The 26,513-nt window shown below is 52.0% G+C and carries 36 protein-coding genes; 26 read left to right on the forward strand and 10 right to left on the reverse strand.

What is annotated here, in order from left to right:
- Positions 1-5 precede the first annotated feature (5 nt).
- The 10 genes from K5554_RS00170 to K5554_RS00215 form a co-directional block, all read right to left on the reverse strand.
- Entirely contained in the window at positions 6-338 is a 333-nt protein-coding gene (locus K5554_RS00170) for a hypothetical protein (RefSeq protein WP_221039160.1), read from the reverse strand.
- Positions 339-697: 359 nt separating this feature from the next.
- Positions 698-1,084 carry a hypothetical protein gene (locus tag K5554_RS00175; RefSeq protein ID WP_221039161.1) on the reverse strand — a complete coding sequence of 129 codons (387 nt, stop codon included), beginning with the start codon at positions 1,082-1,084 and terminating at the stop codon, positions 698-700.
- 70 nt (positions 1,085-1,154) lie between these two features.
- A complete protein-coding gene (locus K5554_RS00180) occupies positions 1,155-1,346 on the reverse strand; it encodes a hypothetical protein (protein ID WP_221039162.1) in 192 nt (63 codons plus the stop codon).
- Between the two features lie 26 nt (positions 1,347-1,372).
- Complete coding sequence (locus K5554_RS00185; RefSeq protein WP_221039163.1) at positions 1,373-1,702, reverse strand: STIV orfB116 family protein; 330 nt, start codon at positions 1,700-1,702, stop codon at positions 1,373-1,375.
- A 17-nt stretch (positions 1,703-1,719) separates the two neighbouring features.
- Positions 1,720-1,899: a hypothetical protein gene (locus K5554_RS00190; protein ID WP_221039164.1), complete on the reverse strand. Its 180-nt coding sequence runs from the start codon at positions 1,897-1,899 to the stop codon at positions 1,720-1,722.
- Positions 1,899-2,051, reverse strand: a complete 153-nt coding sequence (locus tag K5554_RS00195; RefSeq protein ID WP_221039165.1) for a hypothetical protein — start codon at positions 2,049-2,051, stop codon at positions 1,899-1,901. The genes K5554_RS00190 and K5554_RS00195 overlap by 1 nt, the downstream gene beginning before the upstream one ends.
- Entirely contained in the window at positions 2,051-2,215 is a 165-nt protein-coding gene (locus K5554_RS00200) for a hypothetical protein (RefSeq protein ID WP_221039166.1), read from the reverse strand. The genes K5554_RS00195 and K5554_RS00200 overlap by 1 nt, the downstream gene beginning before the upstream one ends.
- 604 nt (positions 2,216-2,819) lie before the next feature.
- A complete protein-coding gene (locus K5554_RS00205; protein ID WP_221039167.1) occupies positions 2,820-3,251 on the reverse strand; it encodes a hypothetical protein in 432 nt (143 codons plus the stop codon).
- Positions 3,252-5,072: 1,821 nt separating this feature from the next.
- Positions 5,073-6,959 carry a bifunctional DNA primase/polymerase gene (locus K5554_RS00210; protein ID WP_221039168.1) on the reverse strand — a complete coding sequence of 629 codons (1,887 nt, stop codon included), beginning with the start codon at positions 6,957-6,959 and terminating at the stop codon, positions 5,073-5,075.
- Positions 6,960-6,971: 12 nt separating this feature from the next.
- Positions 6,972-7,148 (reverse strand): helix-turn-helix domain-containing protein, encoded by a 177-nt coding sequence (locus K5554_RS00215; protein ID WP_221039169.1) that lies wholly within the window; start codon positions 7,146-7,148, stop codon positions 6,972-6,974.
- A 151-nt stretch (positions 7,149-7,299) separates the two neighbouring features.
- Between K5554_RS00215 and K5554_RS00220 the strand changes: the two genes are divergently transcribed.
- The 26 genes from K5554_RS00220 (at position 7,300) to K5554_RS00345 (ending at position 26,513) form a co-directional block, all read left to right on the forward strand.
- The gene (locus tag K5554_RS00220; protein WP_221039170.1) at positions 7,300-7,602 is read left to right on the forward strand and encodes a hypothetical protein; all 303 of its coding nucleotides are present in this window, start codon (positions 7,300-7,302) and stop codon (positions 7,600-7,602) included.
- Entirely contained in the window at positions 7,592-7,858 is a 267-nt protein-coding gene (locus K5554_RS00225) for a hypothetical protein (RefSeq protein ID WP_221039171.1), read from the forward strand. Before K5554_RS00220 ends, K5554_RS00225 begins: the two co-directional genes overlap by 11 nt.
- 14 nt (positions 7,859-7,872) lie before the next feature.
- Positions 7,873-8,244, forward strand: coding sequence for a hypothetical protein (locus tag K5554_RS00230; RefSeq protein ID WP_221039172.1), 372 nt, complete (start codon positions 7,873-7,875; stop codon positions 8,242-8,244).
- Positions 8,245-8,771: 527 nt separating this feature from the next.
- The gene (locus K5554_RS00235; RefSeq protein ID WP_221039173.1) at positions 8,772-8,987 is read left to right on the forward strand and encodes a hypothetical protein; all 216 of its coding nucleotides are present in this window, start codon (positions 8,772-8,774) and stop codon (positions 8,985-8,987) included.
- Between the two features lie 84 nt (positions 8,988-9,071).
- Positions 9,072-9,263, forward strand: a complete 192-nt coding sequence (locus tag K5554_RS00240) for a hypothetical protein (RefSeq protein WP_221039174.1) — start codon at positions 9,072-9,074, stop codon at positions 9,261-9,263.
- Between the two features lie 593 nt (positions 9,264-9,856).
- Positions 9,857-10,036 carry a hypothetical protein gene (locus K5554_RS00245; protein ID WP_221039175.1) on the forward strand — a complete coding sequence of 60 codons (180 nt, stop codon included), beginning with the start codon at positions 9,857-9,859 and terminating at the stop codon, positions 10,034-10,036.
- Positions 10,037-10,075: 39 nt separating this feature from the next.
- Positions 10,076-10,342 carry a hypothetical protein gene (locus K5554_RS00250; protein WP_221039176.1) on the forward strand — a complete coding sequence of 89 codons (267 nt, stop codon included), beginning with the start codon at positions 10,076-10,078 and terminating at the stop codon, positions 10,340-10,342.
- 63 nt (positions 10,343-10,405) lie between these two features.
- On the forward strand, positions 10,406-10,588 hold the full coding sequence (locus K5554_RS00255) for a hypothetical protein (protein WP_221039177.1): 183 nt from the start codon (positions 10,406-10,408) through the stop codon (positions 10,586-10,588).
- A gap of 78 nt (positions 10,589-10,666) precedes the next feature.
- Entirely contained in the window at positions 10,667-11,059 is a 393-nt protein-coding gene (locus K5554_RS00260; RefSeq protein ID WP_221039179.1) for a hypothetical protein, read from the forward strand.
- Positions 11,060-11,127: 68 nt separating this feature from the next.
- On the forward strand, positions 11,128-11,412 hold the full coding sequence (locus K5554_RS00265) for a nucleoside triphosphate pyrophosphohydrolase family protein (RefSeq protein WP_370636993.1): 285 nt from the start codon (positions 11,128-11,130) through the stop codon (positions 11,410-11,412).
- Positions 11,369-11,932, forward strand: a complete 564-nt coding sequence (locus K5554_RS00270) for a hypothetical protein (protein WP_221039181.1) — start codon at positions 11,369-11,371, stop codon at positions 11,930-11,932. The genes K5554_RS00265 and K5554_RS00270 overlap by 44 nt, the downstream gene beginning before the upstream one ends.
- Positions 11,925-12,140, forward strand: coding sequence for a hypothetical protein (locus K5554_RS00275; RefSeq protein ID WP_221039182.1), 216 nt, complete (start codon positions 11,925-11,927; stop codon positions 12,138-12,140). Before K5554_RS00270 ends, K5554_RS00275 begins: the two co-directional genes overlap by 8 nt.
- Positions 12,141-12,347: 207 nt before the next feature.
- A complete protein-coding gene (locus K5554_RS00280) occupies positions 12,348-13,001 on the forward strand; it encodes a hypothetical protein (protein ID WP_221039183.1) in 654 nt (217 codons plus the stop codon).
- Positions 12,958-13,350, forward strand: a complete 393-nt coding sequence (locus K5554_RS00285; RefSeq protein ID WP_221039184.1) for a hypothetical protein — start codon at positions 12,958-12,960, stop codon at positions 13,348-13,350. The genes K5554_RS00280 and K5554_RS00285 overlap by 44 nt, the downstream gene beginning before the upstream one ends.
- Complete coding sequence (locus tag K5554_RS00290) at positions 13,334-15,088, forward strand: hypothetical protein (RefSeq protein WP_221039185.1); 1,755 nt, start codon at positions 13,334-13,336, stop codon at positions 15,086-15,088. Before K5554_RS00285 ends, K5554_RS00290 begins: the two co-directional genes overlap by 17 nt.
- The gene (locus tag K5554_RS00295; protein WP_221039186.1) at positions 15,089-15,643 is read left to right on the forward strand and encodes a hypothetical protein; all 555 of its coding nucleotides are present in this window, start codon (positions 15,089-15,091) and stop codon (positions 15,641-15,643) included. It begins immediately after the preceding gene.
- 12 nt (positions 15,644-15,655) lie between these two features.
- The gene (locus K5554_RS00300) at positions 15,656-15,841 is read left to right on the forward strand and encodes a hypothetical protein (RefSeq protein ID WP_221039187.1); all 186 of its coding nucleotides are present in this window, start codon (positions 15,656-15,658) and stop codon (positions 15,839-15,841) included.
- A gap of 274 nt (positions 15,842-16,115) precedes the next feature.
- Positions 16,116-16,355 (forward strand): hypothetical protein, encoded by a 240-nt coding sequence (locus K5554_RS00305; protein WP_221039189.1) that lies wholly within the window; start codon positions 16,116-16,118, stop codon positions 16,353-16,355.
- Positions 16,356-16,369: 14 nt separating this feature from the next.
- The gene (locus tag K5554_RS00310) at positions 16,370-17,635 is read left to right on the forward strand and encodes a hypothetical protein (protein WP_221039191.1); all 1,266 of its coding nucleotides are present in this window, start codon (positions 16,370-16,372) and stop codon (positions 17,633-17,635) included.
- A complete protein-coding gene (locus K5554_RS00315) occupies positions 17,636-19,489 on the forward strand; it encodes a hypothetical protein (protein WP_221039192.1) in 1,854 nt (617 codons plus the stop codon). It abuts the gene before it with no gap.
- A complete protein-coding gene (locus tag K5554_RS00320) occupies positions 19,392-20,213 on the forward strand; it encodes a hypothetical protein (RefSeq protein ID WP_221039193.1) in 822 nt (273 codons plus the stop codon). Before K5554_RS00315 ends, K5554_RS00320 begins: the two co-directional genes overlap by 98 nt.
- A 31-nt stretch (positions 20,214-20,244) precedes the next feature.
- Positions 20,245-21,432, forward strand: coding sequence for a phage major capsid protein (locus tag K5554_RS00325; protein ID WP_221039194.1), 1,188 nt, complete (start codon positions 20,245-20,247; stop codon positions 21,430-21,432).
- Positions 21,433-21,491: 59 nt separating this feature from the next.
- Positions 21,492-21,857, forward strand: coding sequence for a hypothetical protein (locus K5554_RS00330; RefSeq protein ID WP_221039195.1), 366 nt, complete (start codon positions 21,492-21,494; stop codon positions 21,855-21,857).
- A complete protein-coding gene (locus K5554_RS00335; protein ID WP_221039196.1) occupies positions 21,844-22,443 on the forward strand; it encodes a hypothetical protein in 600 nt (199 codons plus the stop codon). The genes K5554_RS00330 and K5554_RS00335 overlap by 14 nt, the downstream gene beginning before the upstream one ends.
- A 3-nt stretch (positions 22,444-22,446) precedes the next feature.
- Complete coding sequence (locus K5554_RS00340) at positions 22,447-25,965, forward strand: LamG domain-containing protein (protein ID WP_221039197.1); 3,519 nt, start codon at positions 22,447-22,449, stop codon at positions 25,963-25,965.
- Complete coding sequence (locus K5554_RS00345) at positions 25,965-26,513, forward strand: hypothetical protein (protein WP_221039198.1); 549 nt, start codon at positions 25,965-25,967, stop codon at positions 26,511-26,513. Before K5554_RS00340 ends, K5554_RS00345 begins: the two co-directional genes overlap by 1 nt.

Genomic DNA, 26,513 nt, shown 5'->3' on the forward strand with positions numbered 1-26,513 from the left:
CCTCCTCACATTCTTATTCCCGCGTAGACGGGCGGGTGCTCGTACAGGTACTGCAACGCTTCCTTCTCGTGCTCGGTCAAAGGCCGCACAGGATACCAACCACGCTCACAGTCAAAGTACCACCACCACTTCTCTTCATTGTGCTCCCGGCACATACCACCCTCCTCTAAGCCGGGAGCAACTTTGTATTTTGGGTTAATTACATAACCGAAATCAAAGATATTCCGACAGGCAAACTGTAAAGATTCGCCGTCCTCCCAAGATACCACAACAATGGCCACGATGTCACGACCGTCTCCACCATCGACAGTATACCTCTTCAGCACTTCTACTTTCATAATGTGAAAACCTCCCTTTCTGATATGTATATACCCTCAGGCACAAGCCGTCATCGGGCAGGCACCAGCTACTCTGTCGCCTCCCTAGCGGGCTAGGTCGCTTGTCCGAACGAGTGGGTGGTATTTAGCTCCCACTCTGACGTATATTTCCATTCCTGCTTTCTTTGCGGCCGCGTACGCTTTCGCGGCTGCATCGTACCAAGTACGTCCCTCCATAACCGCCTGCCAAACCTCTCCGCCGATGTGGTCCACCAAGAGGACACTTACTTCTTTCACATGCGCCATCTCCTTTCTTCTTTAACCCTTCGGGCCTGTCGGGTATGTACGCCCTCGGGCACAAGCCGTCATCGGGCGAAAGGCTACGAAGGGATAGCAACCCCCATCCCATTATAACCATCGTATACAAAGCCCAACTTGACAGGGGTTACTCCTACTAAGTTAAACCTAAAGAAGTCTTTACCTCCCTCCGTATATCTTTCTCGTTTGGTCTCAGCCACGAAAACCTTGAGGCCTTGACACACAGCTTCAATAGCTACATAGATACACAGGTCGGTTCTTCCGCCAAGCAAGATGCCTTGTGCCCCTACCGCTTTTGCAATGTCAACGGCCTCCCTTGCGGCGGACAATGCGTCTTCTGGCCCCGCTACTTCCCGAAGTAGAGGTTCAGGAAGAACCTCATACCCCAAAGCGGCATAAGCGGCTAAATACTCGGACTGATTGTGCATGGTGCAATTTGCTAATCTCATTTTCGTTTCTCCTTTCTAGCCCCGGCGCTTTTTCGCGCCCGCGGGTATGTATGGGAGGAATAATCCCTCCCTAAAACCCCCACCGCTTGAAAAGATTCTGACAAAGCTGGTGAGATTCTTCCTTACTGATATGGGGCGTTTCCTGCGCCTTGGCCGCTTTCTGCGCCTCTGGTGATGGCAGCGCAGGAATATCCCATGTTCCGCGCATAGGAAACCGTGGGTGCTTGTACTTTCCTTCTTTCCCGTCGATGTCGTAAAACATTTGTTTGTTCTCCTTTCCAATGCTCTTCATTCATATACTTCAATATACAACCACCTAATTTCCACTCCCTGAAGTTCTTCAGCGCTTAACACTTTTCCTTCAGGGAGCCGGGTCATAACCTGCCCAATCAGGGCGGAATCGCCGGGCTTTAGCTGGACGAATTTCCTGTTTGGCTCAACTATCTCCCTCACAAACCTGGACGTAAAGACTTGCGCCGTTCCTGGGTGGCCGACCGCGGAAACGAAACCATGTCTGACTAGTTGCCTAGCCTCCTCTTCGGAAATCCAGCAAAAACGAACCTCCCCGGTCGGAATGGCAGAAAGCATAGAACCACTGAACGCGTTACAGAGATACATAAGCCTAATTTCCTCCTTCAGCTTAATTTGTCAGCTAACTCTGGCATACCTAGCTCACGAAAGATTCCGCGCAAAAGTGCCCAATCAGGATTCTTCTGCTTTAGGAAAATACACATTATCTTGTTAACCTTTTGCTGATTGGATAGCTTTGGATTGTCCATTATCGCAAAGATTTTCTTTATAGAAGCCTTAGTCATTACAACACCTCCACTTTTTCTGCTTCTGGCCAATTCCAATACGCACGTTTAAGCGCGTCTTCGGGGTCAACTCCTAGTATTTCGTCTTCGTGAGTGAAAGCTTCGTAAAAAGGTGTTGCAGGGAAATACACACGGACTGAAAACCAGCGCATTATTTCTCCTCCTCCTCCTCCTCCTCCTCCTCCTCCTCCTCCTCCTCCTCCTCCTCCGCTTCAGCGTAGGCGCTTTCAATGCGTTTCCCGCATTCGTCGCAGTACAAGTCTGGATTCTCCCAATTTATGCCGGCCAACGGCTTTCCCCTTTCATCCGTTTGCACTTGGTGAGCGTACTCCTTCGCGCATTCGGGCAAAGGACGTTTCCTTCTTCGTCGAAGTAGTAGAGAGGATACATGCCGGGAATCGAACAAGCCGGAAACATACAATCAGGACACACAAACCCAATCAGGTTTCCATGAGAATCGTACTTTCCGAAAACCTCAATCCCTCCATGCTGGTCTTTCTGCGCCCATTCCTTAGCTGGGCGAAAGCACTCGTCACAAACTCCCTCTTTCAGAAGATTGTTTGCTTCGTCCCCCGGCTGTAAATACTCCGTCCAAGCGGTTCTCATTTCGACAACCTCCCATTTACAAAATTTGCCGCTCTCAGAGAGAGCGGCTATGTACAGGAAGGAGCTAATCCTTCCCTTCACAGGCAGCGCGAAAACGCGCGGCGTCAAAACGCGGGTTCTTGTGCTTTAGGTAGACGCACAACTGGTCTACTAAGGATGTCTTCCCAATTATGTCTGGATTGTCGACACTTGTTGCCATATTTAGCATGTTTGCCAATGCTTGGAAATCTTTTTTAGTTAACACTTATGACAACCTCCTATTAGCAAAATTTCCCTGCGCTATTAGCACAGGGTATGTATGAGAAGGGAGCCAGCTAGGCTCCATTCCCTGTTGCTGCTGGCTGTTCCCGAAGGTCATACTCGTAAAACTCATTGGAGAGGCATCCACACAAAACGTCCCCAATAAAGTCTTTCAGGTCTTGTTTCTTCCCGAACCTTCCGCGAATTGTGACGTTAAACCCGAATGCCAGGGAAGGAGTAACAACAACCGCGAAATCGTACCAATCAGCATAAAACCCGTCTTCCATTTCGTGGAAAGAGCCGTGAAGAATGAGCCTATCTTCGCTGGACGTCTCAAAGTCAAACCTAATCGGGATATCAAACCCGCCGCCGGATGGAAGGTTCTGGCGCACAATCTCATTGATTCTCTGCGCCCAGCGGTCCTTCCAATCCTCGTCTTCACATTCTTTGGCGCGCTTCCATGCGCCGAAACACAACGCCAATTCTTGGTACACTTTCTTTGCCATGCCCAAAACCCTCCCTGCAAAATTTCCCTTCCGCTGTGGAAGGGTATGTATGGGTACGATTGTTTCGGTGATATGGCCGGGGTTCGCAGGAGGCAAACCTCTCGGCGTAGCTGGAAACTGTTACCAGTTAACCAGCATCCCTGCCAGACTGCTTCCCGTGCGTCGCGCGTGCCCGCCCTCTCGGGGCTAGGACGGTCGCACGTACTAGCTCGGGGCGCTGGAATCTCCTTCCAGCTTGGGCATTCGGCGTCCCGCATAACTGGACGGAGATACTTCCCATTTCGCCGACTGTCACGCACATTTCATATGGTGAAATACCTTTCACCGTTTGAAATGCCGCCGTTTCCGGCATCGGCCTCGGTCTGTATTCGACTTTTCAAGGATCGCGGCTCGGCAACGAGCCTAAGGGCTTGGGCGGCTGTTTGCGTTGTTGTCGGTGTTGTTATCGCCCTGTTTCTGGTTCCATTATACGGCCACGCGTTATGTTGTGCAACAGCGTTTATACCGCATTTAAGGCGATTATGGTCGCTTAGCTCCCCAAAGCTAGCCGTTCCATAGTTTTTCAAGGTTTTTCACGGTTTTTTAAGGTTTTTACTGAGCTTGCATGTGTGGGCACAGGTAGGGGTTCGCGGCCATATCGGCCTGGTTGGCCAATGTGGCCATGTGGGCGTGGTGATATTCGTTATTATTACGGCCACACACTTCCTGCCGCCCAGCCGGCTACACGCCGGTGCCTCTTGTAGTAACGATTACCAATATCGTGTGGGTACCCCGGTCGGCGGCGAGACAGGCCCGGAGCCCCCAAACACATACCTCTCCCGCCCATACGCGGCCCACTTTTTCAGCCTCTGTGTAATTATGCAACTGAGTGCATAATGCAGGTTAAAAAATAGTCCCAACCCCAGTAGCCTCTAGGGCTGGAACGTATTCGTACTATATGAGTTGTTACTCTTAACTACCTATAAGCAAATATATGGCGGTATTATATTTTTGGCGGAAGTACCCCTCTAGCCTTACAGCCCCAAGGGTTTCAGACTTCCGCCAAACCCTTATATTTACTGGCGGAAGTGGCATTTTGGCGGAAGTTCTGGCGGAAGTTAACTTCCGCCAACTTAACCTCCTAAAAGGGAACTTCCGCCAATGGCGGAAGTTGCTCCAGCCCAGTAGTATCAAGGGTTTGAGGAACTTCCGCCAATTCCGCCAAAGTACTTATGATTGGCGGAAGGTAACACGGCGTATGCAACGCAACGATCGTTGTTTCTTGCCAAGCCCAGCAGCCACATGGCTTCATCGGCTTTCAAAAATAGGCCGACAACCAATTGGTTATCGAGGAAAACGGCAATTTCGCCTTGTATACAGCGCGTATGGTACAATCGTTCTAAGCCAGTAGCGCCAAGGTGTTCAGGGCATAACAAAAATAACTCCTAATAAGCGTTTTTCGGGTGGTTTTCCCTGCCCTGGAACAAAAAATTCCCGCTGCACGCGTACTACGTGAGCGGGATAGTCCAAAACCAATGTGCCCCCAGGTCGTGGGTGCGATTTCATTATACCAGCAGCGGTTGCACATGGCAATATGGCCTGTTTGGCCATAGGAAGCCCGTGGTTAAACGAAAGCACCCCGACAGGTATAAGAACCTTGCCGGGGTGGTTTTCGCTGCATGGCGGGGCTAAAAACGGCGATTTTTAGCGTTTGCGACGGGGCGCTTTGCCCTTCTTTGTGCATTGGCACGGTTCGTTGAAGGGGCAGTCGGCGCACCGGCTGTCAAAAAGTAGGGGCGGACACATGCAGGTATCGCTGAATTTTACTTTTAGGCTTTCCATTTAGCCGGCCTCCTGTTTGTTTTCAGGCAGGCTCCACAGTGTTTTGCGGCCCTGCCATTTTACTTCGACGTTGAGGGAGGATTTGGCGCGTTCTAGAGTACGTAGGGAGATGCCGTTCTTTTTGGCTTCGGCGATGCAGGTTTTTCCCTCGCAAGGACCTTCTGAAAGGAAGTTGAAGAGCCAATCTTCGGCGTCGTTGACGGCGGATTTGCCCTCACGGTTGGCGGCGTTGGTCTCGTCGGTGAGGTCGTCGGCTGTGATGTCTTCGACGATGCCCTCCCATTTGAAGGGGGGTACCCCACCGCCCAGGGAGAACTTCAGCGTCGGGCCTTTAGGAGCTAGGTTTGACTTGGCGTGGGCGGCGTAACGTTGGCCGGTCTTGTCCTTGCCGATGGAGAGCTGGGAGCGGGCGGTGGCGGTTACGTCAATGCTGCCCAGGCCGCGGTAAATGGCCTTGCCAGCGCCCTTGCGGTAGTGACGGACGACGAGGCAGGCGGCGTTCAGCTGGCGGGCGGTGGCGAGGAGGGGCTTCAAGAGGTTGCGGACGTGGGTGTTTTTGTCCATGTCGAACTTGGAATCACCTGTGGCGTAGAGGGTGATGGGGTCTACGACGATTAGATCGGGGGCTAGTGAGATTACCTGCTCTTGAACTTCGGCGAAATCGGCAGCGGTGACTTGGCCCTCATCGCCGCCTTTGGAACGGAAGATGAAGATGTTTTTCAAAACGGCCCCCAGCTCCCGCAGGCGCTTTTTGACGGTCTTGCCGATGGAGTCCTCTGTGGTGATAATGACCACTCTGCAATTTGTGGGGGCGGTAGTGTCGTAAGGAATGGGGCACAGCTTGGAGCCGGTGAGACCTGCGGCCCAGGCCATCCAAACAAAACTTTTCCCTTCGCCGGGGTCGCCCTCCAGCATGGTTATTTCACCGCGCGGTAAATACGGTGTGATGAGGAAGGTTACGTCCTCTTCGGGTATGTCTTCCAGTGACACAAGTTCCCAGGAATCTTGGTTTTGGGGGGCTTGGCCTTTTTCGGCCAACGCGCGTTCGGTTAGGCGGTAGGCGTCCAGCCAACCGTCCTTACGGGAATCGAACTTATTCCTGTGCGGCGCGGAGGAAAACACGAGGCAAGCTATGGCCCAGGGGTCGGTGATTTTGGCGTCTACAGCGGCGCAGGCCAGGGCGTAGGAAAGGCCACTGCGGTCGTTAGAGGTGATGTTGCCACGCCACAGTTGCCGGGCGTTGGTGGGGAGAAGAAAAAAGAGGGCTTTGGCAACGGCTGTGGCAGCGTCTTGGGATGGTTCCGGCGGTAGGTTCTCTTCTGTGTTGGTGGAGTCGGCGGCGCTTTGCATTAAGGCTATGACCCAGTCCGGCGCTGGTGGAGGCGTACCTGTTGGCGCGGTGAGCCATTGATATTCGTGCCCGCTGTGATGGCGGCTGGGCGGAGCGATAACGTATTGGGGAATGTCGATGCCGCCCGAAAGTCCTAAATGGGTTCGGGGGATAAGCGGTACGTCCTGTGGCCGCGTGAAGTAGTAGTGCCTGCCCCGAGATGAAGAAGCTACCGGCGTTCCTTCAGGAACACCGGCGGCTTCTATTTCTTTTATGGCTTCTTCGCCGTCGGCATCGAGGACAAGCAGGTTGGACGGCGCGACGGCAATGCCGATGTTGGCCTCCGGCATTTGCTTCCACCAGGAGGCGATTTGCTCCTTGTCATTGGTGGCGGCGGTTACGCCCCCCTTTACGCGGGGGGCTTTGCCGACACTTTTATCTGGATGGTTCCAGCCGCAGGCGCATTTTCCGGCTTTATCCGGCCAGCAAAGCGGTAGGACGCTCCACCCTAATTTTCCATAGTGGAGCGCCGCTCGCTTTGGTTTCTCCTTTCCCATGTTGCCACGCCCTTACTTGTCTGTTTCTGTCAGCAGGTAATCGAGGTAGCTCTTAGGGATTAGTATTTTGTTCCCTATCTTCTTGTGCGGTATTCTCCCTTCTTTGATTAGTTTGTAGGCATAGCAACGCGATATCCCGGTTATGCCTGCAAATTCTGATACGGGCATGAACTTACGTTCGTACTTCATGTCAGCCAACATCCTTTCTCAACTGTGCTGTCGTAACCATTATATGGCCTTAACACGGGATAGTCAACACTGTTTTTGAAACTTCTTGTTGACTAACGGTGTTGTGAGTGATATAATTGCCGCAGATAGGAAACAACAAGGAGGTTGTGTGGTGGAAGACAAGGTGTTTGATTATGCGGATGCGATCATTGACCAAGTTAGGGAGTTGTTTCTTCCCGAGGAGGAGCAAAAAGAAGGTACTTCTCAGCATCTTGACTTGAAGACGTTCGACGCGACGAAGTTCCTCACGGCGTTTGTGGCTGCGTTTGCGTATTTTTACCGGTCTTTTAGTCAGAAAGATTGTGATTTGTTGGAGGCAACGTACATTGCCAACCGTTTGGTTGTACAACATCTGATTGGAGAGGCAAAGAAAGGGACCTTAGTGCTTGAGGAGGTTGTTGAGGATGCAAAATAGAGCTGGTAATGGCGGGTGCATGTTAGCACAGGAGCGTAATTTGCGAGAGAAACTGGCTTCCAGCGCGACTTTGTTATTTACGCTTTATGATCGGTTTTGCGAGCTGCGAAGCAAACTGCTTTCTGAATCCCCGTCGATGCCGTTGGGTGGTATGGTGGGCAGTTCAGAGCCATCGGTGGAAGATTATGTTAATTTCATTGAGGGTAGTATTAATCTGCTCGACACCTTATTAGCTGAACTTAATTCTAAGGTTTAAGGGGTGTTTGGAGCATGACTAGAGACGAATTCCTCACGTTTTTAGATGCCAAGCTCCAGGAAATTAGAGATAAGTTCAATCGTAAGAATGATTCTTACGGTGTGAGGGATGACGTGTTTCACAACTTCCGGGAAACGGCGCGACGTATTTACTCGTCGGAAGGCTCTGAGGCTATGTTCCGAGTATTGTTAACACTGGAAGACAAGCACACAGTGTCTTTATGTAAGAACGGCCTAGCAGACCCTGAAGTTGAAGACCGTTTGGAGGATAGGGTGGTGTATAACCTGATCGCGTTGGCTATGTGTAAAGAGGCGAAGGAGAGTGCTCATCGGGAACATGAATGGTTTAGAAAAAATATGTATGGGGTGCCTGCAGAAGCGAGGTAGGAAGGAATGCAATGTATTCACTAAGCCAGGGGCATGGTTGAATGATGCCGGCGAATGTCCCGCAAAGATAACCACTGCTGAGCAAATGCGTCAATTGCGTGAGGCAATTGCAGCATACGAAGCGTCATATTGACTTTGGCGTGATGCTATGGGGGTCAAACTGTGGCGGTATGCATGCCGTAAGCCATGCGTAGCGACGATAGCATCCCATAGCGGCTATGGGGTGGCGGAAGGGTGAGACGCAAGCTACCCGGGCGGCTGTGTGGGAACTTGAATATACCACACGTGCAGGGTTCGAGTCCTTGCCCCCATAGCGAAACCCGGCCCACTGAAGACGGTAGGAAAGCGTTCAGCGGAACTACTAGTTACCCGAGGAAAGCATTCGGCGGAACTTGGGTTAAGGTTGGGCTGGGTGGTACATAGGGCCACGACCCCGGCGGTGGTGCGCCAATCCGGGCTAGCCTAACCAGCTAGCAAAAGGCGCTTTAGCGTGGCCCTGTACATAACCAATAAGGAGGTTGAGGTTGTTGCATAAGGAAGCGGCTAGAATGTTAGCTCCGTTTGCAACGAATCTTGAAAAATTGAAAGTGGCCTTGGCTTTGCTGGACGAAGTGTACCGCGAAATGGATATCGGTGGGCATAAATTGTGCGCGAATTTAACAGACGAAAAGAACGACGAGAAACTAGAGGAATTGATTGAGATATGCAGGAGATTACATCGTTTCCTTCTTGATTTAGTTTAGTTATGTCCTGCCCCGTTCGCGAGTGGACTTTGCGCGCCGGTATGCACGGCGGGGAGGACAGTGATTAACCAAAGGAGGGGTTTAATGATGAAGTTGGGAACACAGTTCAAAAAGGTTGTAAGGGGATTGGCACTTGTTCAGAGTCCTAGAGAAGCACTGGATATTTTGGAACGTCAAGTGAACGAAGGCGGTCCTAATATGACTGTGGCGGAATTAGTCTCTAATTTAACAGACGACCTTAGCCATTGCCTAGGTTTGGACGAGTTTAAAGCCTAACTAGGCTAACCTGCCCCGTCCGCGATTGGTGGCTGCTAGCTAACATGCGGACCAGCTTACCTGGATCGAAACGTAGCGGCGCGCCTTGGCTACGGAGTAGCGATGGTAGGACGCCTCTGTTGGGGATCGCACTTATGCGGTCGTGATGAACGGCGGGGCAGACATATATCAGGGCGGCAGCACGGTGGGGACGTGCGCAATAGCTTGGTATGAGATGCGCCTTCCGCGGGCGCTGCCAGAATACGCGGGATATGCCCAGCATGGGAGTAATTCTCTGTAGCGGCCCTGGACTTACCTCCAGGGAATGCGCCTAACCAAAGGCAAACCCGGTTCAAATCCGGGACGCCCTGACAGATACCTTACAGACACCGGTTGGACACCCTTGTGTTCCGCTGGCCTATAAGGCCCCGGTGCTCCTCCCTGTACTGCCGAGGCTGAGGTGCGGTGAGGGCAGGTGCAACAGGAAAGAAGACGGCCTGCGTGTAGGCAGTACAACTGGGCGGTCAATCCGTAACGCTGACCGATTTGGTTGGGTAGGCCCATTGGGCTGAGGATTCACCGCCCATACATACCTTCCTAAAGGGGTGTGAAAGGTGAGATTTAGGTTGAATTTAATTGCTGAGTACGAGCCTCAACCAGAAGCTTACTCTGAAGACATTCGTGATGATCCAAAGAAGATGCTTGAAGAGGACCTTGAGTTTCTTAAAGATGCTCTGTTTGACTTTAACTTTATGACTTACAAAGTAAGGGGGGAAGTCATATCGGAAGATTGACGGTGGGTGTAGTGTAAAACAAAAAGGAGGAAAGACAAAATGGACAAAGAGATTACGGTTAAGACCAATATTGATGCTTCCTGGCTAGGGGAGCAGGTTGGAAGCCTTGTTCGTGACCAAGGAAAGTCACAGGTTTTCAGTGTGTTAGAAGCTTTGCTTGAGCCAGGGCCACGTCTTCAGGGTGCTAAAAGGGTAGTTGGGTATATATTTGACACCCTTGGTCGGGATGCTGCTGGGATGGTGCGCGACATCTTGCAGGACTGGACTTCTGAAGTTGAGATTCCCCGAAGTGTAACGCTTGGCTAGCAATCGGCTTGCTGATTAAGTTAAGAATTTCGGTGTCACCCGTGACTTCAAGGAGTGGAGCAAATGGCACAAGAAGACCGTTTTCCTTCCGAACTACGTATTCGCCTAGAAGAAAAAGGGTACTTCTCACTATCTCCTTCTGAACGAGGAAGAAGGTCACGCGAAGCCTTTACTGCCCTAAGAAGAGATACCAAGATTACGGTAGAGGCAGCCATGCAGTATCTGGCAGAAGCGGCCCGGCATTAGTCGCCGGTCAACCGTTTTTGCTTTAACGCTCCAGGTGGGGCAAGCGACCCCACCTGGAGCGGTACATAGTATGAGGGGGTGAAGCTGTTAGTAATGAATCCAGATACTGAACGTAGCCTTGACGAACTGCGTGATCGGTTCTTTCGAGGAGAAATTTCGCCCGCTGAGTACATTGAGGAGGCTATTATGAAGTACAAGGACGGTTGTGAAGAAAGAAAACGACTTATGCAAAGGGCAGAAGAAATATTTGACGAACTTAGCCAAGAAAAAACAGAAACCAGTAGACCTACAATCATCAAGGCACTCCGGAAGGCTGTTGGATACACTTTTGTTTTCGTTGTGCTTTGCTTGGTTCAAGAAGAGATAGTCAACCTCTTTCCTACATTCAAAGAGATTACCGTTTACCTGCATGATGTTCTAATACTCCTAATCAGTACGTTTATCGTGACACGGTACGTTCGGTGTGAATAGGAGGGTTGCCTAAATTGACGCCAAATGAATACCAACAGTTGACGGCACGGACAGCGCCGAAGGATTGTATGGCCGAGCGGCTTAAGAATTATGCTTTGGGGTTGATTGGAGAAACTGGTGAGCTTGTGGACATTATCAAAAAGGTTCTTTACCACGACCATCCGGTGAATAAAGAGAAAATCCGTGAGGAAGCCGGTGATGTACTGTGGTACCTTACAGGCATCCTCCGGGAATTCGATATTGACCTGGAGGGGACAATGGCATTCAACATCGAGAAGCTAAAAAGGCGTTACCCTGAAGGCTTCGACGTTGAGCGAAGCCGGAATCGGGAAGCACCGGATGATGGGTGGTGATGCTATGGATTGTGCTTCTACAGCCCTTCAGGAGACTACTATTGAGCAACAAGTTAAAGATGAGAACAAAGAGACCTCGGACTGGTTGCTCTTCTACGAGGAACGGAAGCGGGAGTTTATACAGTCCCACAACAACATTCTTCTCTTGGGCCTGACCGGTCCTGTACGAGCCACAAGCGGTGAACATGGTATATCCGACCCTACAGGTAGAAAAGTCACTTTTCTGGAGCGGTTAGATCGCACTGAGAAATGGTTGCATCTTGTAGAAGAAATCGAGCGTCGGTTGTCTCCAAAGATGCGGATTTTTCTTAGACTGCGCCGGGAGTACCGATACAGGCGGGGGCGCTACGGATGGGTTGCCCCCGTCCAGCATAAATACGCCGAGGCCGTTGCACAGTTAGAAGGCAAAGCAGTAGAAGATGTTTGGATTGAGGACAGGCACACATTCCAGAAGTGGTGGCAGCGGATCGTAGAATACACCGCACGGGAAGCAGCGAAAAGGGGGCTATTTAATGGGTGAGGTTGTGTTCATGCACCCCATACCAGAGATGTTGGGGCATGTTTTCAATCTTTACAACACTTCTAAGTTGGCTGGTTTGATACTTTTGTGCAAGACGAAGGACGGCAACTTTGAGTGCCTTTGGACCGATGATTTATCTTATTTGGAACGCCTTGGCCTTTTGGAGGCGTGTAAGGATGCCATGAATCAAGCAGCTGCTAATGGTTAGTGGTAATTGTTATTGGAGACGCCAACAAGTGTTCTAAACGGGTGTATACTAGTACCATGAAGACTCCCGGCGGGGAGGAACCAAACGGCATGAAAACCAGCAAAAAGACTCCCTACGTTCCGACAAAGCAGGAAATATTGGACTGTATGCAGCATGATGCTTACCGCCGGATAGGGCGAAAAATAAGGCAGATACGGTGGTCTAAGTATGGGTAGGACTAAACGTATACGCAAGCCACCAAATATAGATCGCATACACTACCGCGTTGACCAAACTATGTGCAAGATACTAAAAATTCCCCTGGACGGTTTTGTGCGTCACGACGGTATTTATATTTGGTATCGGACTTTGCTTAACGCCGCCGATGAGCACGGTGTTCTACCGGAAATCTTGGTGGACGAGGAGTTTTATTTTAGCCGGTGCCAAATGGCACCATACAGGTTGACATTCCAAATAGGGCGTAAGTGGAGCAATGTGGAGGACTTTTATAACTACTTGGTGGCCGACCACGCCTTTGCTCCGGGGAAATCGAGTTTGTTTGAGCTTTTGAGAGGGCGTCTTTATTCGATTCGTGATGTGCGGTTTTGGGTTATTGAGAAGATGTGCCGTCTGGCAGAAATGCCGATGGCTTATTTGTTTACCCCTTATCGTCGGTTAAGCCGTGAAAGCGTTTTTGGTGAGTTGAGCTACTGGCTGCCTGCCCTTTCAGAGCGGGACGCCGCTGTAGTAGCTGGGTTTGCTAAGTTACTGGCGACAAATGAGGTCACAGCCAAAAACGTGCATTTGCTTTTGGCTTGGAGAGGTGGTGTGCCTGATAATGCTTCCAGAAAAGCCAGCGCAGGAAGAGACCGAGATCAATAAAGACATCGTTAAGTTCGTTGATGGCCTATTTTCTAAATGCACAGTTAACGGAGTAAGTGTTCGTGACTGCTTTCTCGCTGCCATGACTGGAGAAGAGTTCTTGCGGCTGTACCATGATCGTCTGGCGGTGCAGGCTACGCTACACCTTCAGGATGTTGTAGAGACTTTGAATAAGATGGCCCTTCAGGGAGACGTGCAGGCGGCCAGACTTCTTTTGGATGTGGCTGGTGTGACTGGAAAAGGCGGCAAGAACGTACAGAACAACGCCATTCAGGTTAACATCACCGCACAGGAACAGGCTCAGTTGGAGCGTGATTTTATAAATGTCGAGGGTGAAGAACAAGACTGATTTATACATCGCTGCAACCCAGCGCGCTTTGCAAGACTTTGAGTATTTTGCAGAGCGTTGTGTTTTTATCCGAAACAAACTGGGCGAAGTGGTTCCGCTGAAATTGAACAACGTCCAGCGCAGCATCATTAAGGAAGTTGCAGCACAGGAACGGGCTGGTAAGCCGGTTCGTATCATCATCCTCAAAGCTCGGCAGATGGGTGTGTCTACCGTAATTCAAGCATATATCCTGTGGCGTATGCTCAGAGGCAATAACGTCAACGCGGTGGAGTTGGCCCACGAAAAAGAGGCCGCCCGTGCTATCTTGGACATCAACCGCTTCGCCATTCGCAACCTGCCGGGGTGGTTTCGGGCGGTAAAGCAGGTCAAGGAAGAATATTTCACTAAGTACGAGATCAGCTTGGCCGGTATTGGGTCGTCGTTGACCGTCACATCATCAGAAGGAAAAGAGCCTGGACGTTCCCGGACGATCCACGTGGCGCACTTATCGGAGTGTGCGTTCTATGAGGATGCTGAAAAGATTTCTCGTGCGTTGTTCGCTGCCATACCGAAGACGCCGAACACGGTTATTTTTATCGAGTCCACCGGCAACGGCCCGGCGGGCCTTTTTTATAACATGTTCACACGCTCTTGGAAGGCTCAACAGGCCGGAAGGGAGCTGGCTTACAAGGCTTTGTTTTACCCCTGGTATGTCCACGATGAGTACCAGATGCCAGTTCCTGACGGTGTGGTTGTTGAGTGCCCGCCGGAGTTGGAGCACCTGCACCTGTCTAAAGAACGGCTGTACTGGCGGCAGTGGGTAATTGAGAATGAGTTTGAGGGCGATGACGACGCCTTCAAACTGGAATATCCGGCGACCGTAGAGGAAGCCTTTTTGCGTAAGGATTCCAACCTCTTCAGACCGGAAGCGGTTCTTAAACGTTTGCAAGAGGTTGAGAACATCCCTTATCAGGATGGTTTCCTAACCCGTAAAACGATGGATTCTCCTATTGAGTTTGTACCACAAAGTGGTGAACGGTTTAGGGTGTTCAAGCCGCCGGAAGCGGGTCGTATGTACGTCATTGGGGCCGATACTGGTTCAGGGGTGGTGGTAAACCGTGTAGGAGACTTTTCCAGCGCAGATGTGCTGGATGCAGTCACAGGGGAGCAGGTAGCACACCTACACATGCTTGCGGAGCCTACCTCATACGCGCAAGATTTGTTTTTGCTTGGTACTTGGTACAACAATGCCATGATTGCCGTCGAGGTCACTGATGGGCACGGCCTATCGGCAGTTAACTGGCTTCGCGACAATGGTTATTATTCGCTTTACCAGCGCCGTGTGTACGACAAACTCACCAACCAGTGGGTAGGTAAGTTGGGTTGGTCAACCACGAAAAAGACCAAGAAGTTTATTGTAGACAACCTGCGGTCCGATTTTTACAACTCCTTGGTGATTATTAACAACAAGGAAACCTTGCAGGAAATGTCCACGTTCGTTCGCCTGTCAGATAAAAGTGACGAGATCGGTGCTGTTAGTGGGGCAAAAGATGACCGAGTCATGAGCTTGGCTATCGCCAACCAGATACGGCGTGAAGTATCAGCAGTGGCTGCTGCACAAGCACAGCAGCAGCAACAGCAGCAACAGGCACTACAAAACACGCCGGAAGAGGTTGGACAGCCGATACCCTTAGCGGCGCTGATACGGCAACAGTACGCTCAACGACAGGAGCATCCGATTTTGGGGAGGTATGCTTAGATGGCTTTCACAGTGCTCCTCGATAATGTTCAGGCCAACGGCCCTGGAACGTCTTTAGACTGTCGAGGGTATCACAAGGCAACTGTGCTGCTTGGCAGTTCTTTTACTGCGGATGTCAAGTTTGAGGCCAGTTTGGATGGTTCTAATTGGTTTCCTTTTATGGGAAAAGCCAACGGTTCTTTAGACACCGGTATGGTGTCCAGTCCAAGTTATGTGCGGTTTGATGTTGAAGGCATTGCTTACCTGCGGCCCGTAGTAGCAAATTATCGCACAGGGACGGTGTATGCTGTTGGCTTTGCTGAAAATGTTGTGGTGGATGCTCCTAGCATTGCCGCCGTAAAGTACACCCTTGCTGCCTCCACGCCAGTTACAGTAAAGGCGTCCCCAGGAAGTGTTTACAGAATTGGAACAGCTTTAACCGACCTTATTGTCAAGGACGGCTCTACAGATATTTGGGCGGGCGCAGGTGACTTCTCATCTGCCCCACTGAGATGTTCCACGTCTATTGTATTGAGCAGCGCCACAGGTGGCGATGTGTACATCCAATACGTTTAGGGGGCGCTATGAATGCCGCTTATTTCAGGATATTCTAAGAAAGCAATCTCTGAAAACATCCGTCGTGAAGTGAAAGCCGGTCGGGATCAAAAACAGGCGGTCGCCATTGCGTTTTCTAAGGCACGGGAGGCGGCCAAGAAGATCAAAGACCCCAAACGACGGGCGTCAATACTACGCAAATTGGGGAGGAAGAGTTAATGGCTTCGTTGGTAACGGGTGTGTACGCTAGTTGTATTGTGTGCCGCAAATGGGTTGGGACAGGCATTGCCGTTGACCAATTCAATGTGGTGTGCCTAGACTGCGCCAACAGCATCGCGGATGCCTTGCCTAAGCCGGAAGCGTCGAAAGACGATGATTCAAAGGAAGCCGAAGAGGCGGAGCATGTTTTCACCTGCTCCGAGTGCGGTGAAACGTTTACCAGCAGGGGCAAATTCCTAGCGCACTGTCGGGCGCATAAGCGAGGTGCGGTGTAATGGGCTTGGTTGTAGCGGTGATGGCTTTGGTTGCGTTCTTGTGTTACCGTGAATGGTACCATTCCAAAGAGCTTGAAAAACTGGAAGACAGGTACTTCAAGGAGCGGCAAACGCTCCTTGATCGTTTAATGGCACGAGACTTCACGCAGTACAAACAAGCGGAATTCGCTGAGAGAATTCCTGTGCAGTTACCGGAGATGCCGGAAGATACTTATGACTTCAGTGAGGTTGGTAATTAGGGGAGGTGTCGGACGTGGCTTATTGGGATGATCCCGGTTACAAAGCTTTCATGCGTGAAACCTACGGCAGTAACTGGGGTGGTGGCAGTGACCGTTCGACCGGCGGTGGCGGCGACCGCGTGGCGCGCAAATCCGCCATTGAGCGGAAAGTCACTTCTACCAGCAAGTCTTCTTCCAGTAGCCGTAGTGAAAAGTCTTCTAGTAGTGGCAGCAGCACTAAGGCTTTGACTGACGCCCTGGCGCAGGCTAAACGTACCTACCATGAAGCACTGGCACGGGGCGACACCGCGACGATGGAGACCGCCAAGCGCGCTGCTGACGTCTATCGCAGCCAGGGTGCAGATGAGGCCGCAGCCAACCAGCAGGTGTATGGCACCGCCACACCTAGTGCCAGCGATTGGGCGAGGATAAATCAAAGTTACTCCGGCAGCGGCCGTAGTTCAAGCAGTGGTGGTTCCGGTACTACAAGTGGTGCCCGCACGACTGCACAACCAGCCACGGTAGGCACCGTCAAATCCGAAGTTGCAGCAGGCACGCCTACTACTGGGAAGGCTTATGACAAGTACATTAAGGCTTATGGCAGCGCAGAGGCATTTGGTGCTGAGATCAAACGAAAGCGCGCTGCTGGGCTGCCCTTTGACGACCCGGAAGCAGTGACAGAGTTCGAGCGTGATTACCCAGGTATTGATACCGGCCAACTTGTTGGTACAGGCGTTGCTGGTGGTGTTGCGGGTTTTGGTAATTTAGGTAGTGCTAATATTTATGCCCCCGGACCTGGCAGTGCACAAGCAGCACCTTCGCCAACACGCACAGTGGAACAACCTTCTTCGCCTCCTCCTATTACTATTGAGCTGCCTAAGCTTCCTGAATTGCCTTCCGTTCCGCCTGCTGTCATTACTCAGCCTCCACAAGTGGAGGTGCCTGCCGGCACAACCCCCGAAACCCAGGCTCCCCCGCCGGTTGAGGAAAAAGACCGCCTGAGCAAAGGCCCCGGGGGGTTTGTGGAGCGAATTACGCCCCTTGCCAATGTGCCTAGTGTGGAAGAGCTGTACAACTTGTACAAGGACGTGACCGGGCAGGAAAGCGAAGCCGTCAAACAGTACCTCGGTTCACAACAGTTCCAGGGGGTGCTGGGCGGTGCCATCCCTCTGTGGATGCGGAATGACCCGGTGTGGCGCTTGTACCTTACCCGGCTTGGCTACGACCTGACAGGCAGCGCAGACACGTTGAAGCGGTCAAGACAGGAGGCCATTCGTAGGCGGTTGGCAGGTGAGCAGTAAATGCCTCAGTTGGAGGAGCTGATAAACCGACGTTACCAAGCGGCGAAGACCGCTCGAAGACTTGTTGACAAAAACATCAAGCTCAACATTGCTTTTTTCCAGGGCGACCAGTGGACGACTTATGATGCAACTTCCGGTCGGGTTGTGCCTTGGATGGCTGCTAAGGGCAAACCCCGGGCAACCACCAACTTGATTATGCCTGTTGTGCGTATTGAATACGCAAAGTTGACCCGCAACGATCCGAGCTTTAAGGTTACTTCAACCACCGCCGACCTCGACGACGTGTCTAAGGCGAAGGCGTGTAAGCAGTTCCTTGACTACAAGTGGGAAACTGATCGATATGCGAATACTTTCAAACGGGCGTTGCTATGGGCGTTGGTGTCTGGCACCAGCTTTGTGAAGGTGTATTTCGACCCTGGTGCTGGTCCTACCCTTAATGGGGAAGCCTTGGGGGATGTTGTACTTGACTACTGTTCGCCCCTTGAAATGTTCGTCGATCCCTTTGCCCGCACTTTGGATGAAGCTTCTTGGGTTATTCACGCCCGGGTGCGCTCGACAGAGTATGTGGCGGCTAAATACGGTGTCAAAGTTCCGCCGGAGCAGGTAGAGAGCTTGGCCGTCATTGGTCTTACCGGTGAAAGTCAGCGCATGACTACAGAAGGTACAATCCCGGCCACGATAGTTAAAGAGTACTGGGAGCGGCCTTCTCCTTTGGTGCCTCAAGGCCGTTACGTAGTTATGGCGAGCAACAAGCTTCTCTACGAAGGCCCAAATCCGTATATAGACATCGCTCCCATTCCATTTGCCATGATGGTGCATATCCCGGTTCCTGGTAGGCTCTTTGGTGAATCTGTCATAACGTCACTTCGACAGGTCAACACGATCTACAACAAGTTGAAAAGTGACATCATAGAGAACACTTCAAAGCTTTCTAACCCGCCAATGTTTGCCCCGGTCGGTGCGTTGCTTAAGCCGCCTGAGTTCAGCCCTGGTGAGGTTATTTACTTTAACCCTACCGTACCAGGGAAGATAGATCAGGCAAAGTTTGACCCCTACCCACCACAGGTCGTCAATACTTTGATGCGACTACTACAGGAACGAGATGACATTTCCGGCATTAACGATGTGTCTCGTGGGATTGTTCCTCGTGGCATCCGGTCTGGTGAGGGGTTGTCCTACTTACTGGAGCAGGATGAAACCCGTTTGGCGGTTACGGCGCGTAACTATGAGGCTATGATCGGTGATGCTATGGGGATGGTGCTTCGGATGGCACGGGAGTTTTATGATATACCCCGTGTCATTCGTATTTTAGGCACTAACAATCAGCGGGAGGTTGCGTTGTTTAAGGCTGAGGACATCCCGCCCGATGCTGACGTCCGTGTTGAGGCCGGTTCCACTTTGCCTAAGTCAATGGTACAGCAGCAACAATTTCTGTTGGACCTGTGGGATCGTCGAATCATCAATGATCCTAGATTGGTGCTGCGGCTTACTCAGTATGGTTCAACTGAAGAGGTCTTCAACGAAATAGAATTGGATTCTTCTCAGGCGCTGCGCGAGAATGACCGCATGGCGGCTGGGGTTTACGCCGAAGTTGAGGACTTTCACAACCACGCTGTGCATATTGCGGAGCATAACCGCTTCCGCAAGACAGTTGATTTTGAGCGTTTAGCACCAGAGAGGAGGGAACTATTTAAGCAACATGTAGACAAACACAAGCAATTCTTGGCTGAGGCACAACAAGGAGGAGGTGCATTGAATGGCGCAGGACAAGAAGGACAAGCCAGCGGCGGCCCCGGCGGCCCCGGAGGAGGCATCCTTGGGGGAGCAGGCGGCCTCGCAGGCTTCGCAGCCTAAAGAACCGGAAAAACCTAAGGAACCAGAAACCCCTGCGGATATGGTTCCGGCAGCCGAAGAGCCAGCAGCACCGGAGGATAACCCGGTTGCGATGCTGGCTGTTCTGCTTCAAAACGACCCCGAGTTAGCTTTGAAGATTGCCGATGTGATTGAACAACATTATGGAGGTGGTTCCATGTTTGATAATGGTGCACCCGGAATGCCCCCGGCCTCCCCGATGGCTCCTGCTAATCCCCCGGCAACGCCAACACCACCGGCGGCGCAGGCGGCACAGGGGATAGCCCCAAGTGCCGGTGCTGCGATTCCACCGGAACTGATTGACCGGTTGGGCAGAGTGGAATCTGCTCAGGCTGACATGATGCTTGAGCGCGAGCTGGGGGAAGCCAAGCAAGAGTACGCTACCCTCAAAGAACAGTTGCCCATTCTTCCTGATTTGAACGACCAGGAGCTTCTGCAAATTGCATTGGAACGTGACGGACTGCCCCTCAAAGAGGCGTTGTACATTTGGGCGATGCAGAAGATGAAGTCCGGTGAGGGTCCCATCGCAGACCGAATCGCGGCGGCGGTGATGAGCAAGTCCAAAGCTCGCGGTCTCCCACCGGTGGAAGGCAAGGGTGGTACAATCCCCAGCGGTGAAGCTCCACAGGCGACCAGCTTAAAGCAGGCCCAGGCGATGGCAAAAGACCGTCTCCGGGCCATGTTTAGTTCTACCCCTGGTAAGTAGTTTGGACAAACCAAAATTGGAGGTGGATTAAATGGCAACCAATGTCGCGGTTTATGAAAGCATCTTGAAGGAAGTCTATGCCCCTGCGATTTCTAAAGAATTCATCAAGAACAAGCCTCTCCTGGAGAAGTTGGAGAAGTCTGCGGAGCACGCCGAGATCGGTGGGCGGTACTTCTACGTTCCGGTCGCCCTATTGGCGAACCAGGGCGTTGGTACTGCGGGCGAACTCGACACCATTACGGCTCCGACGCAGACCGTGACCGCCGGTGCTAAGTACTACAGCTTTATCCAGTGGGGTGTGTGCAGCCTGTCCAAACGGGCGCTCGAAGCATCGGTTAACGCTGACGCAGCTTGGGAAAACCTGAAAAACTTCGAGTTTGCCAACATCATTGAGAACATTCGCCAAAACACCAACCGGCAACTTTACGGCGACAGTGTCGGTATTTTGACCAAGTGTGGTGCAGCCACTAGTGTTAACGTCGTCCCTATCACGACTCCGAAGTACATCTTTGAGAACATGTACGTGGATATTATTGACACCACCAACGGTGCTGCCCTGGCGACCAACCGCAAAGTGGTCGCAGTCAACCGCGGCGCTTCTCCGACTATGACCATTGACGGTGCGGCTGTTACTACTACTGCGAATCACGGTGTAGTGCGTTCTGGTTCTTACAACAAGGAATGGGACGGTCTGGCGAAGATTGTCGCTCCTACCGGCGCTGTCGGCGGCATTGACCCGGCCACGGCGGGGTACCAGAACTGGGCTGCTTACCTCGATACTACCGGCGGTGCCGTCGGGATGCCTCTTATTCAGAAGGGCTTTGACGCCATTGAACTCAACGGCGGCAAGGTGGATTTGGCAGTAGCTTCTTACGGCGTTTACCGGGCGATGGCTAACTTTATGGAAAGCGCCAAGCGCATTCCGGTGGACGGCACGGTGAAGCTGGCCGGCGGTATGAGCGGTATGACTTGGAACGGTGTGGAGGTGTACAAGGATCAGGACTGCCCGGCGGGCACGCTCTACCTTATTGATTACGACGCGCTTCAGATCGGTCAGATCGGCGAACCCGGTTGGCTGGATACGGGCGGTACTGAGGGCGGTATCCTCCACTACATTCCGCGCTCGTTCGCGTTTGAGGCAGTGTACTACTGGGATGGCAACTTGATTACGATTCACCGGAACCGTCTGGCGGGCATTACGAACATTACCGAGGCGTAACCACAAGAGGCCAGCACAAGCTGGCCTCTCTTACATATTTCGAGAAAGGTGGTATCTGGATGCTTCTAGAGGTGTCTTCTCATGTTTTTGACATACCGGAACGCTTGAAGGAGGTTGACCCGCAACTGCGTGTGTTGTTCAACACGGACAGACAGCAGTACGAGGTTTGGGGCCGTGATCTGTACGGCCCTTATATGTTGGTTGCTTTCAAGGAGCTTGACCAGCGGGCTTTGACGGCTGTGCGCTATGGTTATTGGGTGGCGCGGAACACAGGGTGGCCTTACAAACATCTGCTCCAAAAGCAGGCAGACATTGACTACCGTGCGGAGCAGGCTCGTTACCAAAAGCTACGAGAGATTGAGTATGGCCTTCAGGATGATTTGAGATTTATGGGAAGGCCGGTGATTCAGGGTGCAGCTTTCTGAACTTATCCAGGCGGTTCGGGACGAGGTGCAAGATCAGGCGGCGCAGCGGTGGAGCGATGCTACCATAATTCGCTATTTGAATGACGCCCAGCTGGACTTGGCACAGGTGTCCAAGCAGCTTACTTCGTGGACTACTCAGGTTCAGGCCGGTGCGGTGTATGCTCCGAGGCCGCCCGACCTGCTGATTCCTAAGGCGTTCTGGTTTGAGATCGGTACTTGGCGGTATCCCTTGGAAATGAAGTACGGCCTTCCACCCGAAAACCAAGTGGTGCAGGGCGACCCGGAAGCAGTGCATTTGGTCGGCGATTATATGTACTTTTACCCGGTAGTGCAACAACCGGGAACGCTTTACATTTCCGGCACTATGCGACCCACTCCAATGGCACTTAATACAGATGTGCCCAGTATTCAGGACGCTGACAGTTTGCTTATTACCTATGCGGCTTGGATGTGTTTTTTGTCTGACGGTGATCCAATAGCGTCCACTAAAGAATCCTGGTATCGGCAGAGAAAGTTGGAATGGGCTATTCTCGACGCTCAGAAGCACCCCATGCCGGATAGAATTGAGCGCAATTGGTGGTGGTAAGAGATGGCGCGCAGTCCTCAAGGTTACATGGCTAAGAAACTCTCTAGCTTTGCTGGTGGGTTGAATACTTCTAATCCAGTAACTATAGCTGATACTGATTTAGCTAAAGCCACCAACATTGAATACACCACCGAAGGGCGCGTCAAGGTACGTGGTGGTGTGAAGAAACGGTTCAGTGCGGACTTCGCGTCCAACCCGGTTATCGGTATAGCACCGTATTACAAGGCTGATGGCACTACTCGCTTGGTGATGGCGTCGGGAACGTCCCTTTATGTAGACAATCCTCATGTAGCCTTTGACTACGACAGCCAGACCGACTTCAAGCAGAGCGGGGTTTATACCAACCTCGATATGGATAGCTCCCCCGGCGACGTGAGGATGACGGAGATAGTCCTTGACGGCTTCGAGGATGGCACATTTGACTGGTGGACTTCACGCGACACCGGATGGACAATTGACACCGCCGTTTTCAAAACCGGTACACGTTCCGCCAAGGGGACTGGAACGAACCAGAAACTTGTTCGCACCTTTGGCGGTAATAGAGATGCGGTTTATGTCAAACTGGCCTGCCGATTTGCTGAGGCGACTGTGGAACACTACCCGGTCAAGCTCATTTCCCCTACTAATACTGAAATTCAGGCTGTGGTAGCCGGTGCTGACGGTCACTTCAAGTACTGGAACGGTACAGCACTGGCAAATTTCCCAACAGACAAAACGTATGCTGTAGACACATGGTATGTGGTAGAGGTATGGACGCGTGGCGGTACGTTTTGGGTGAGTATTGACGGGCAGAGCTTAACTCCTAGTGGTCTATCGTTGAAAGATTCTGCTAACAGTGCCCAAAGTCAAGTAGCAAAGCTCCAAGTGCAGAATGCCGGGGCTACAGCAGGCACGATGTGGATTGATGATGTGGAGATAAACCCGATAGCGGCGGTGCTTTCCCGCTCCTCCGTCGCCTACAAGCAGGACGGCGCGCAGGTCGCCGCCAATGTGCCCCGGTACGAGACGGGCAAGTTCGCGCAGGCATGGTGGGGTGAGGAGGGGACGACGAACGTTGTCGCCGATCCCTCTTTTGAAACTGGTACGGGTTGGACTTTTGGCGCCGGCGGCAGCAGGATCAGCACTGACCATTGGCACGGAGGCTACTGCGCTAAAAGCACAAGTAACTTAAGCGAAGACATTCAACAGACCAATATTGCCGTGACCGGAGGAACTACGCATACACTTAGTTGGTATGGAAAGTCTGATACACCAGGAAGTCCTGCTGGTAATGGATTTGTGCACTTTAGGCTGTACAATTCCTCTGGCGTTGAGATTACCACGCCTATCAGTGGGTGGACTTACGATTCCGGTTTTGGATATTACAAGATAATAACCTTACAAAATTACTGGCTAAGGGACAGCGCACAGATTGTACTTCCTACCAATGCGGCGAAGATGACGTTGTATTTCTCATGGCGCAGTGGAACGAATCCGGGAACCTATGCTTTATATGACGCTATCCAACTCGAACAAAAGCCCTACGCCACCTCCTTCATCGACGGCACCCGCTCCCTCGAGACCCTGACCATCCCCACGGCGGGGGTGCTGTCGGCGACCCAAGGCACTTTGGAGTGCTGGATCAGGTTTGATGATGATATAGGCAAGCTCGTACATGCTATTTTTGATGCTAGGGATACAGCAGCAAGCGTCCCAGATTATACCGGGCCACACATGTTTATTCACGAAGATGGTAAGGTTCACTTTCGCGTGGGTACTGGCAGTTCTTACTACGAATTAGTTGGCGCAACGGTGCTGACAAAGGGAACCTGGTATTTCGTGGCTTTTCGCTGGAGCGCCTCGGGTACGGCTTTGCTAGTGAATGGTACTGTAGAAGCATCCAGCACTACACCTCCTAACTGGGTTCTGCCAGCCAAGGCATATATTGGGTGTAATGCTTATGGTCAATTCCAACTTGACGGTCTCATCGACGACCTCCGCATCTCCTCCCGCGCCCGGACGGACGCGGAGATCAGCGCGGCGTACAGCAGTGGACTACCCCTATCTTGGGACGCCGATACAACCTACCTGCTCGACTTCGACGGTGATTTGCGGCTCCCTCCTGACCGTCTAGGGGTTTGGACTTCGCCGGTGCAAAACGCCACGACGGCACAGGATAAGTCTTCTTTAACTATAACTTGGCAGGATACAGTTCTTCCCAACACGGCTGTAGCTTGTCAAGTTAGGACTTCTTCGGATGGTGTGAGCTGGTCTGCGTGGTACGACCAAGTGAACGGGGCACTTTCAGCAGCCCCCGCCGGAGCTTATTCGCAGGTGCGGTTTATTTTACAGCTGTTGGATTACGCTAAGTCCCCCAGTTTGCACAAAGTGACGGCCAGTTATGAAGGTGCTCCGACGGCTACGCTTCTGGTGGGCGGTCTCGGCACGGCAAGTCATTACTCCTTCGCACAGTTACAGGATAGTTTGATAGTCTGCAACGGTGTCAATTTCCCGAGGAAGTTTGATGGTGGTACTACAGCCGATGAAATAGCTGCTGCGCCGAAAGCAGCAGTGGCCTGCACGTTCAAAAACAGGGTTTTCTTAGCTAAGGACGCCACGAACCCATCCCGCCTGTGGTACTCGGGGATTTTGGACCTTACCCAGTGGCCTGGATACGAAGAGGTTAATCCTAATGACGGCGATGAGATAATGGCGCTCCTGCCGACCTCCATGACGCTTCTTATTGTAAAACAGCACAGCGCCTATTACCTGCAAGGCTATTCGCCCGAGACCTTCCAAATTACCCCTGCCGGCGAGGGTGGTACGATATCTCCATGGGGAGTGATCTGGACGCCATACGGCATCTTTCGCCTTGACCGTGACGGGGTTTGGGCCACAGACTTCCGTAAACAGATACTGCTTACAGAGAAAATTCAAAAGGTGTGGGATGGCCTAAACCAGCGCCAGCTTGATAAAGCGGCGCTCTACTTCTACCGTAATAAGCTCCTGGTGGCTGTTCCCAACGGCATTAGCAACTACAACGACACGCTCCTTGTTTACGACCTGTCCCATAAAGCCTGGGCTGTGTGGACTGGGCTTACTCCCGGCTGCTTCAGTGTCTTTTGGGAGTTTGGGCAATGGGTGACGCTGTTTGGTTCTTCTAAATCAGGCAACGTGTTTGAGTTCGGTTCTTATGAAACTGATGCCGGTACACCTATTCAAGGTCGAATTGTCACAAAACACTTCCCGTTGGTGTCTGAAGAAGTGACAACCCGCCTAAAGTGGGTGGATGTCTACTTCCAAACCTCCTCAACAAGTGACTCAGACGTAACTGCAAGCTCGCTGGTGGATGGCGCTACTGGCCCCACACGCACGTTTAAGGTACCCCTATCTTCCAACCCTGGTAGTCTGCCGTTCCGGTTCTACCCACAGGCGTTTGGGCGCACCGTCGGCATGGACATCGCGTGGACAGGGCCTGCTGAGCTTGAGGGCATGACCTTTGTGTACTTCCCAAGGACAGCACGTCCGCAGAGGGTGATTTAATGGCTTACGCAGACACACCCCTATTCCTGCTCAAGTCTCCCGAGATGATACAAATCATCCAGCAGCTTCAATTTGCCGTTAACTTCCTGGATGAGACCAACTTTCCCAACAAAGTAAATGCCGACGCTGTACTCAAAGCAAACAGCGCCACAGGGAGCAACCTGCTGATAAACTACTCTACCCCACTTAAAAAGTTGGCCTGGCAGGAGTGGCCGATTCCCTTGGTTATCCCTGTGCAACCCGCCACAACGACCAGCAGCCTCGATTGTGGCGGGTTTTTCCTTTACGATCCCGCCAAGTTTCCCGGTGGCACTTGGTACTTAGAAGCAGCCATGCAGGTTACTTCTGGCGGTACGGCGACCATTGACTTGAAGGCAGGCGTTACTGTGGTCGGTTCGGTGTCGACAACCAATACTACGTGGACGGTGTTGCGTAGTGCGGCGCTGACCATGCCACAATCTCAAACGGCTTTGACTGTGACACTCAAGAGCAGCAGTTCAAGCTACACGGCCTCCCTGTGGGCGGCTAGGTTGATTTACGTGAGTTAG

Source organism: Gelria sp. Kuro-4 (assembly GCF_019668485.1).
In the GTDB taxonomy this organism is placed as follows: Bacteria; Bacillota; DTU030; order DUMP01; family DUMP01; genus DUMP01.

What these genes read in the sequence shown, in the direction of transcription:
- K5554_RS00170 (WP_221039160.1), bottom strand. Translation starts at nt 338, where the DNA reads ATGAAAGTAGAAGTGCTGAAGAGGTATACTGTCGATGGTGGAGACGGT.
- K5554_RS00175 (WP_221039161.1), bottom strand. Translation starts at nt 1,084, where the DNA reads ATGAGATTAGCAAATTGCACCATGCACAATCAGTCCGAGTATTTAGCC.
- K5554_RS00180 (WP_221039162.1), bottom strand. Translation starts at nt 1,346, where the DNA reads ATGTTTTACGACATCGACGGGAAAGAAGGAAAGTACAAGCACCCACGG.
- K5554_RS00185 (WP_221039163.1), bottom strand. Translation starts at nt 1,702, where the DNA reads ATGTATCTCTGTAACGCGTTCAGTGGTTCTATGCTTTCTGCCATTCCG.
- K5554_RS00190 (WP_221039164.1), bottom strand. Translation starts at nt 1,899, where the DNA reads ATGACTAAGGCTTCTATAAAGAAAATCTTTGCGATAATGGACAATCCA.
- K5554_RS00195 (WP_221039165.1), bottom strand. Translation starts at nt 2,051, where the DNA reads ATGCGCTGGTTTTCAGTCCGTGTGTATTTCCCTGCAACACCTTTTTAC.
- K5554_RS00205 (WP_221039167.1), bottom strand. Translation starts at nt 3,251, where the DNA reads ATGGCAAAGAAAGTGTACCAAGAATTGGCGTTGTGTTTCGGCGCATGG.
- K5554_RS00210 (WP_221039168.1), bottom strand. Translation starts at nt 6,959, where the DNA reads ATGGGAAAGGAGAAACCAAAGCGAGCGGCGCTCCACTATGGAAAATTA.
- K5554_RS00215 (WP_221039169.1), bottom strand. Translation starts at nt 7,148, where the DNA reads ATGAAGTACGAACGTAAGTTCATGCCCGTATCAGAATTTGCAGGCATA.
- K5554_RS00225 (WP_221039171.1), top strand. Translation starts at nt 7,592, where the DNA reads ATGCAAAATAGAGCTGGTAATGGCGGGTGCATGTTAGCACAGGAGCGT.
- K5554_RS00230 (WP_221039172.1), top strand. Translation starts at nt 7,873, where the DNA reads ATGACTAGAGACGAATTCCTCACGTTTTTAGATGCCAAGCTCCAGGAA.
- K5554_RS00240 (WP_221039174.1), top strand. Translation starts at nt 9,072, where the DNA reads ATGATGAAGTTGGGAACACAGTTCAAAAAGGTTGTAAGGGGATTGGCA.
- K5554_RS00250 (WP_221039176.1), top strand. Translation starts at nt 10,076, where the DNA reads ATGGACAAAGAGATTACGGTTAAGACCAATATTGATGCTTCCTGGCTA.
- K5554_RS00255 (WP_221039177.1), top strand. Translation starts at nt 10,406, where the DNA reads ATGGCACAAGAAGACCGTTTTCCTTCCGAACTACGTATTCGCCTAGAA.
- K5554_RS00265 (WP_370636993.1), top strand. Translation starts at nt 11,128, where the DNA reads ATGGCCGAGCGGCTTAAGAATTATGCTTTGGGGTTGATTGGAGAAACT.
- K5554_RS00275 (WP_221039182.1), top strand. Translation starts at nt 11,925, where the DNA reads ATGGGTGAGGTTGTGTTCATGCACCCCATACCAGAGATGTTGGGGCAT.
- K5554_RS00280 (WP_221039183.1), top strand. Translation starts at nt 12,348, where the DNA reads ATGGGTAGGACTAAACGTATACGCAAGCCACCAAATATAGATCGCATA.
- K5554_RS00285 (WP_221039184.1), top strand. Translation starts at nt 12,958, where the DNA reads ATGCTTCCAGAAAAGCCAGCGCAGGAAGAGACCGAGATCAATAAAGAC.
- K5554_RS00295 (WP_221039186.1), top strand. Translation starts at nt 15,089, where the DNA reads ATGGCTTTCACAGTGCTCCTCGATAATGTTCAGGCCAACGGCCCTGGA.
- K5554_RS00300 (WP_221039187.1), top strand. Translation starts at nt 15,656, where the DNA reads ATGCCGCTTATTTCAGGATATTCTAAGAAAGCAATCTCTGAAAACATC.
- K5554_RS00305 (WP_221039189.1), top strand. Translation starts at nt 16,116, where the DNA reads ATGGGCTTGGTTGTAGCGGTGATGGCTTTGGTTGCGTTCTTGTGTTAC.
- K5554_RS00315 (WP_221039192.1), top strand. Translation starts at nt 17,636, where the DNA reads ATGCCTCAGTTGGAGGAGCTGATAAACCGACGTTACCAAGCGGCGAAG.
- K5554_RS00320 (WP_221039193.1), top strand. Translation starts at nt 19,392, where the DNA reads ATGGCGCAGGACAAGAAGGACAAGCCAGCGGCGGCCCCGGCGGCCCCG.
- K5554_RS00325 (WP_221039194.1), top strand. Translation starts at nt 20,245, where the DNA reads ATGGCAACCAATGTCGCGGTTTATGAAAGCATCTTGAAGGAAGTCTAT.
- K5554_RS00330 (WP_221039195.1), top strand. Translation starts at nt 21,492, where the DNA reads ATGCTTCTAGAGGTGTCTTCTCATGTTTTTGACATACCGGAACGCTTG.
- K5554_RS00340 (WP_221039197.1), top strand. Translation starts at nt 22,447, where the DNA reads ATGGCGCGCAGTCCTCAAGGTTACATGGCTAAGAAACTCTCTAGCTTT.
- K5554_RS00345 (WP_221039198.1), top strand. Translation starts at nt 25,965, where the DNA reads ATGGCTTACGCAGACACACCCCTATTCCTGCTCAAGTCTCCCGAGATG.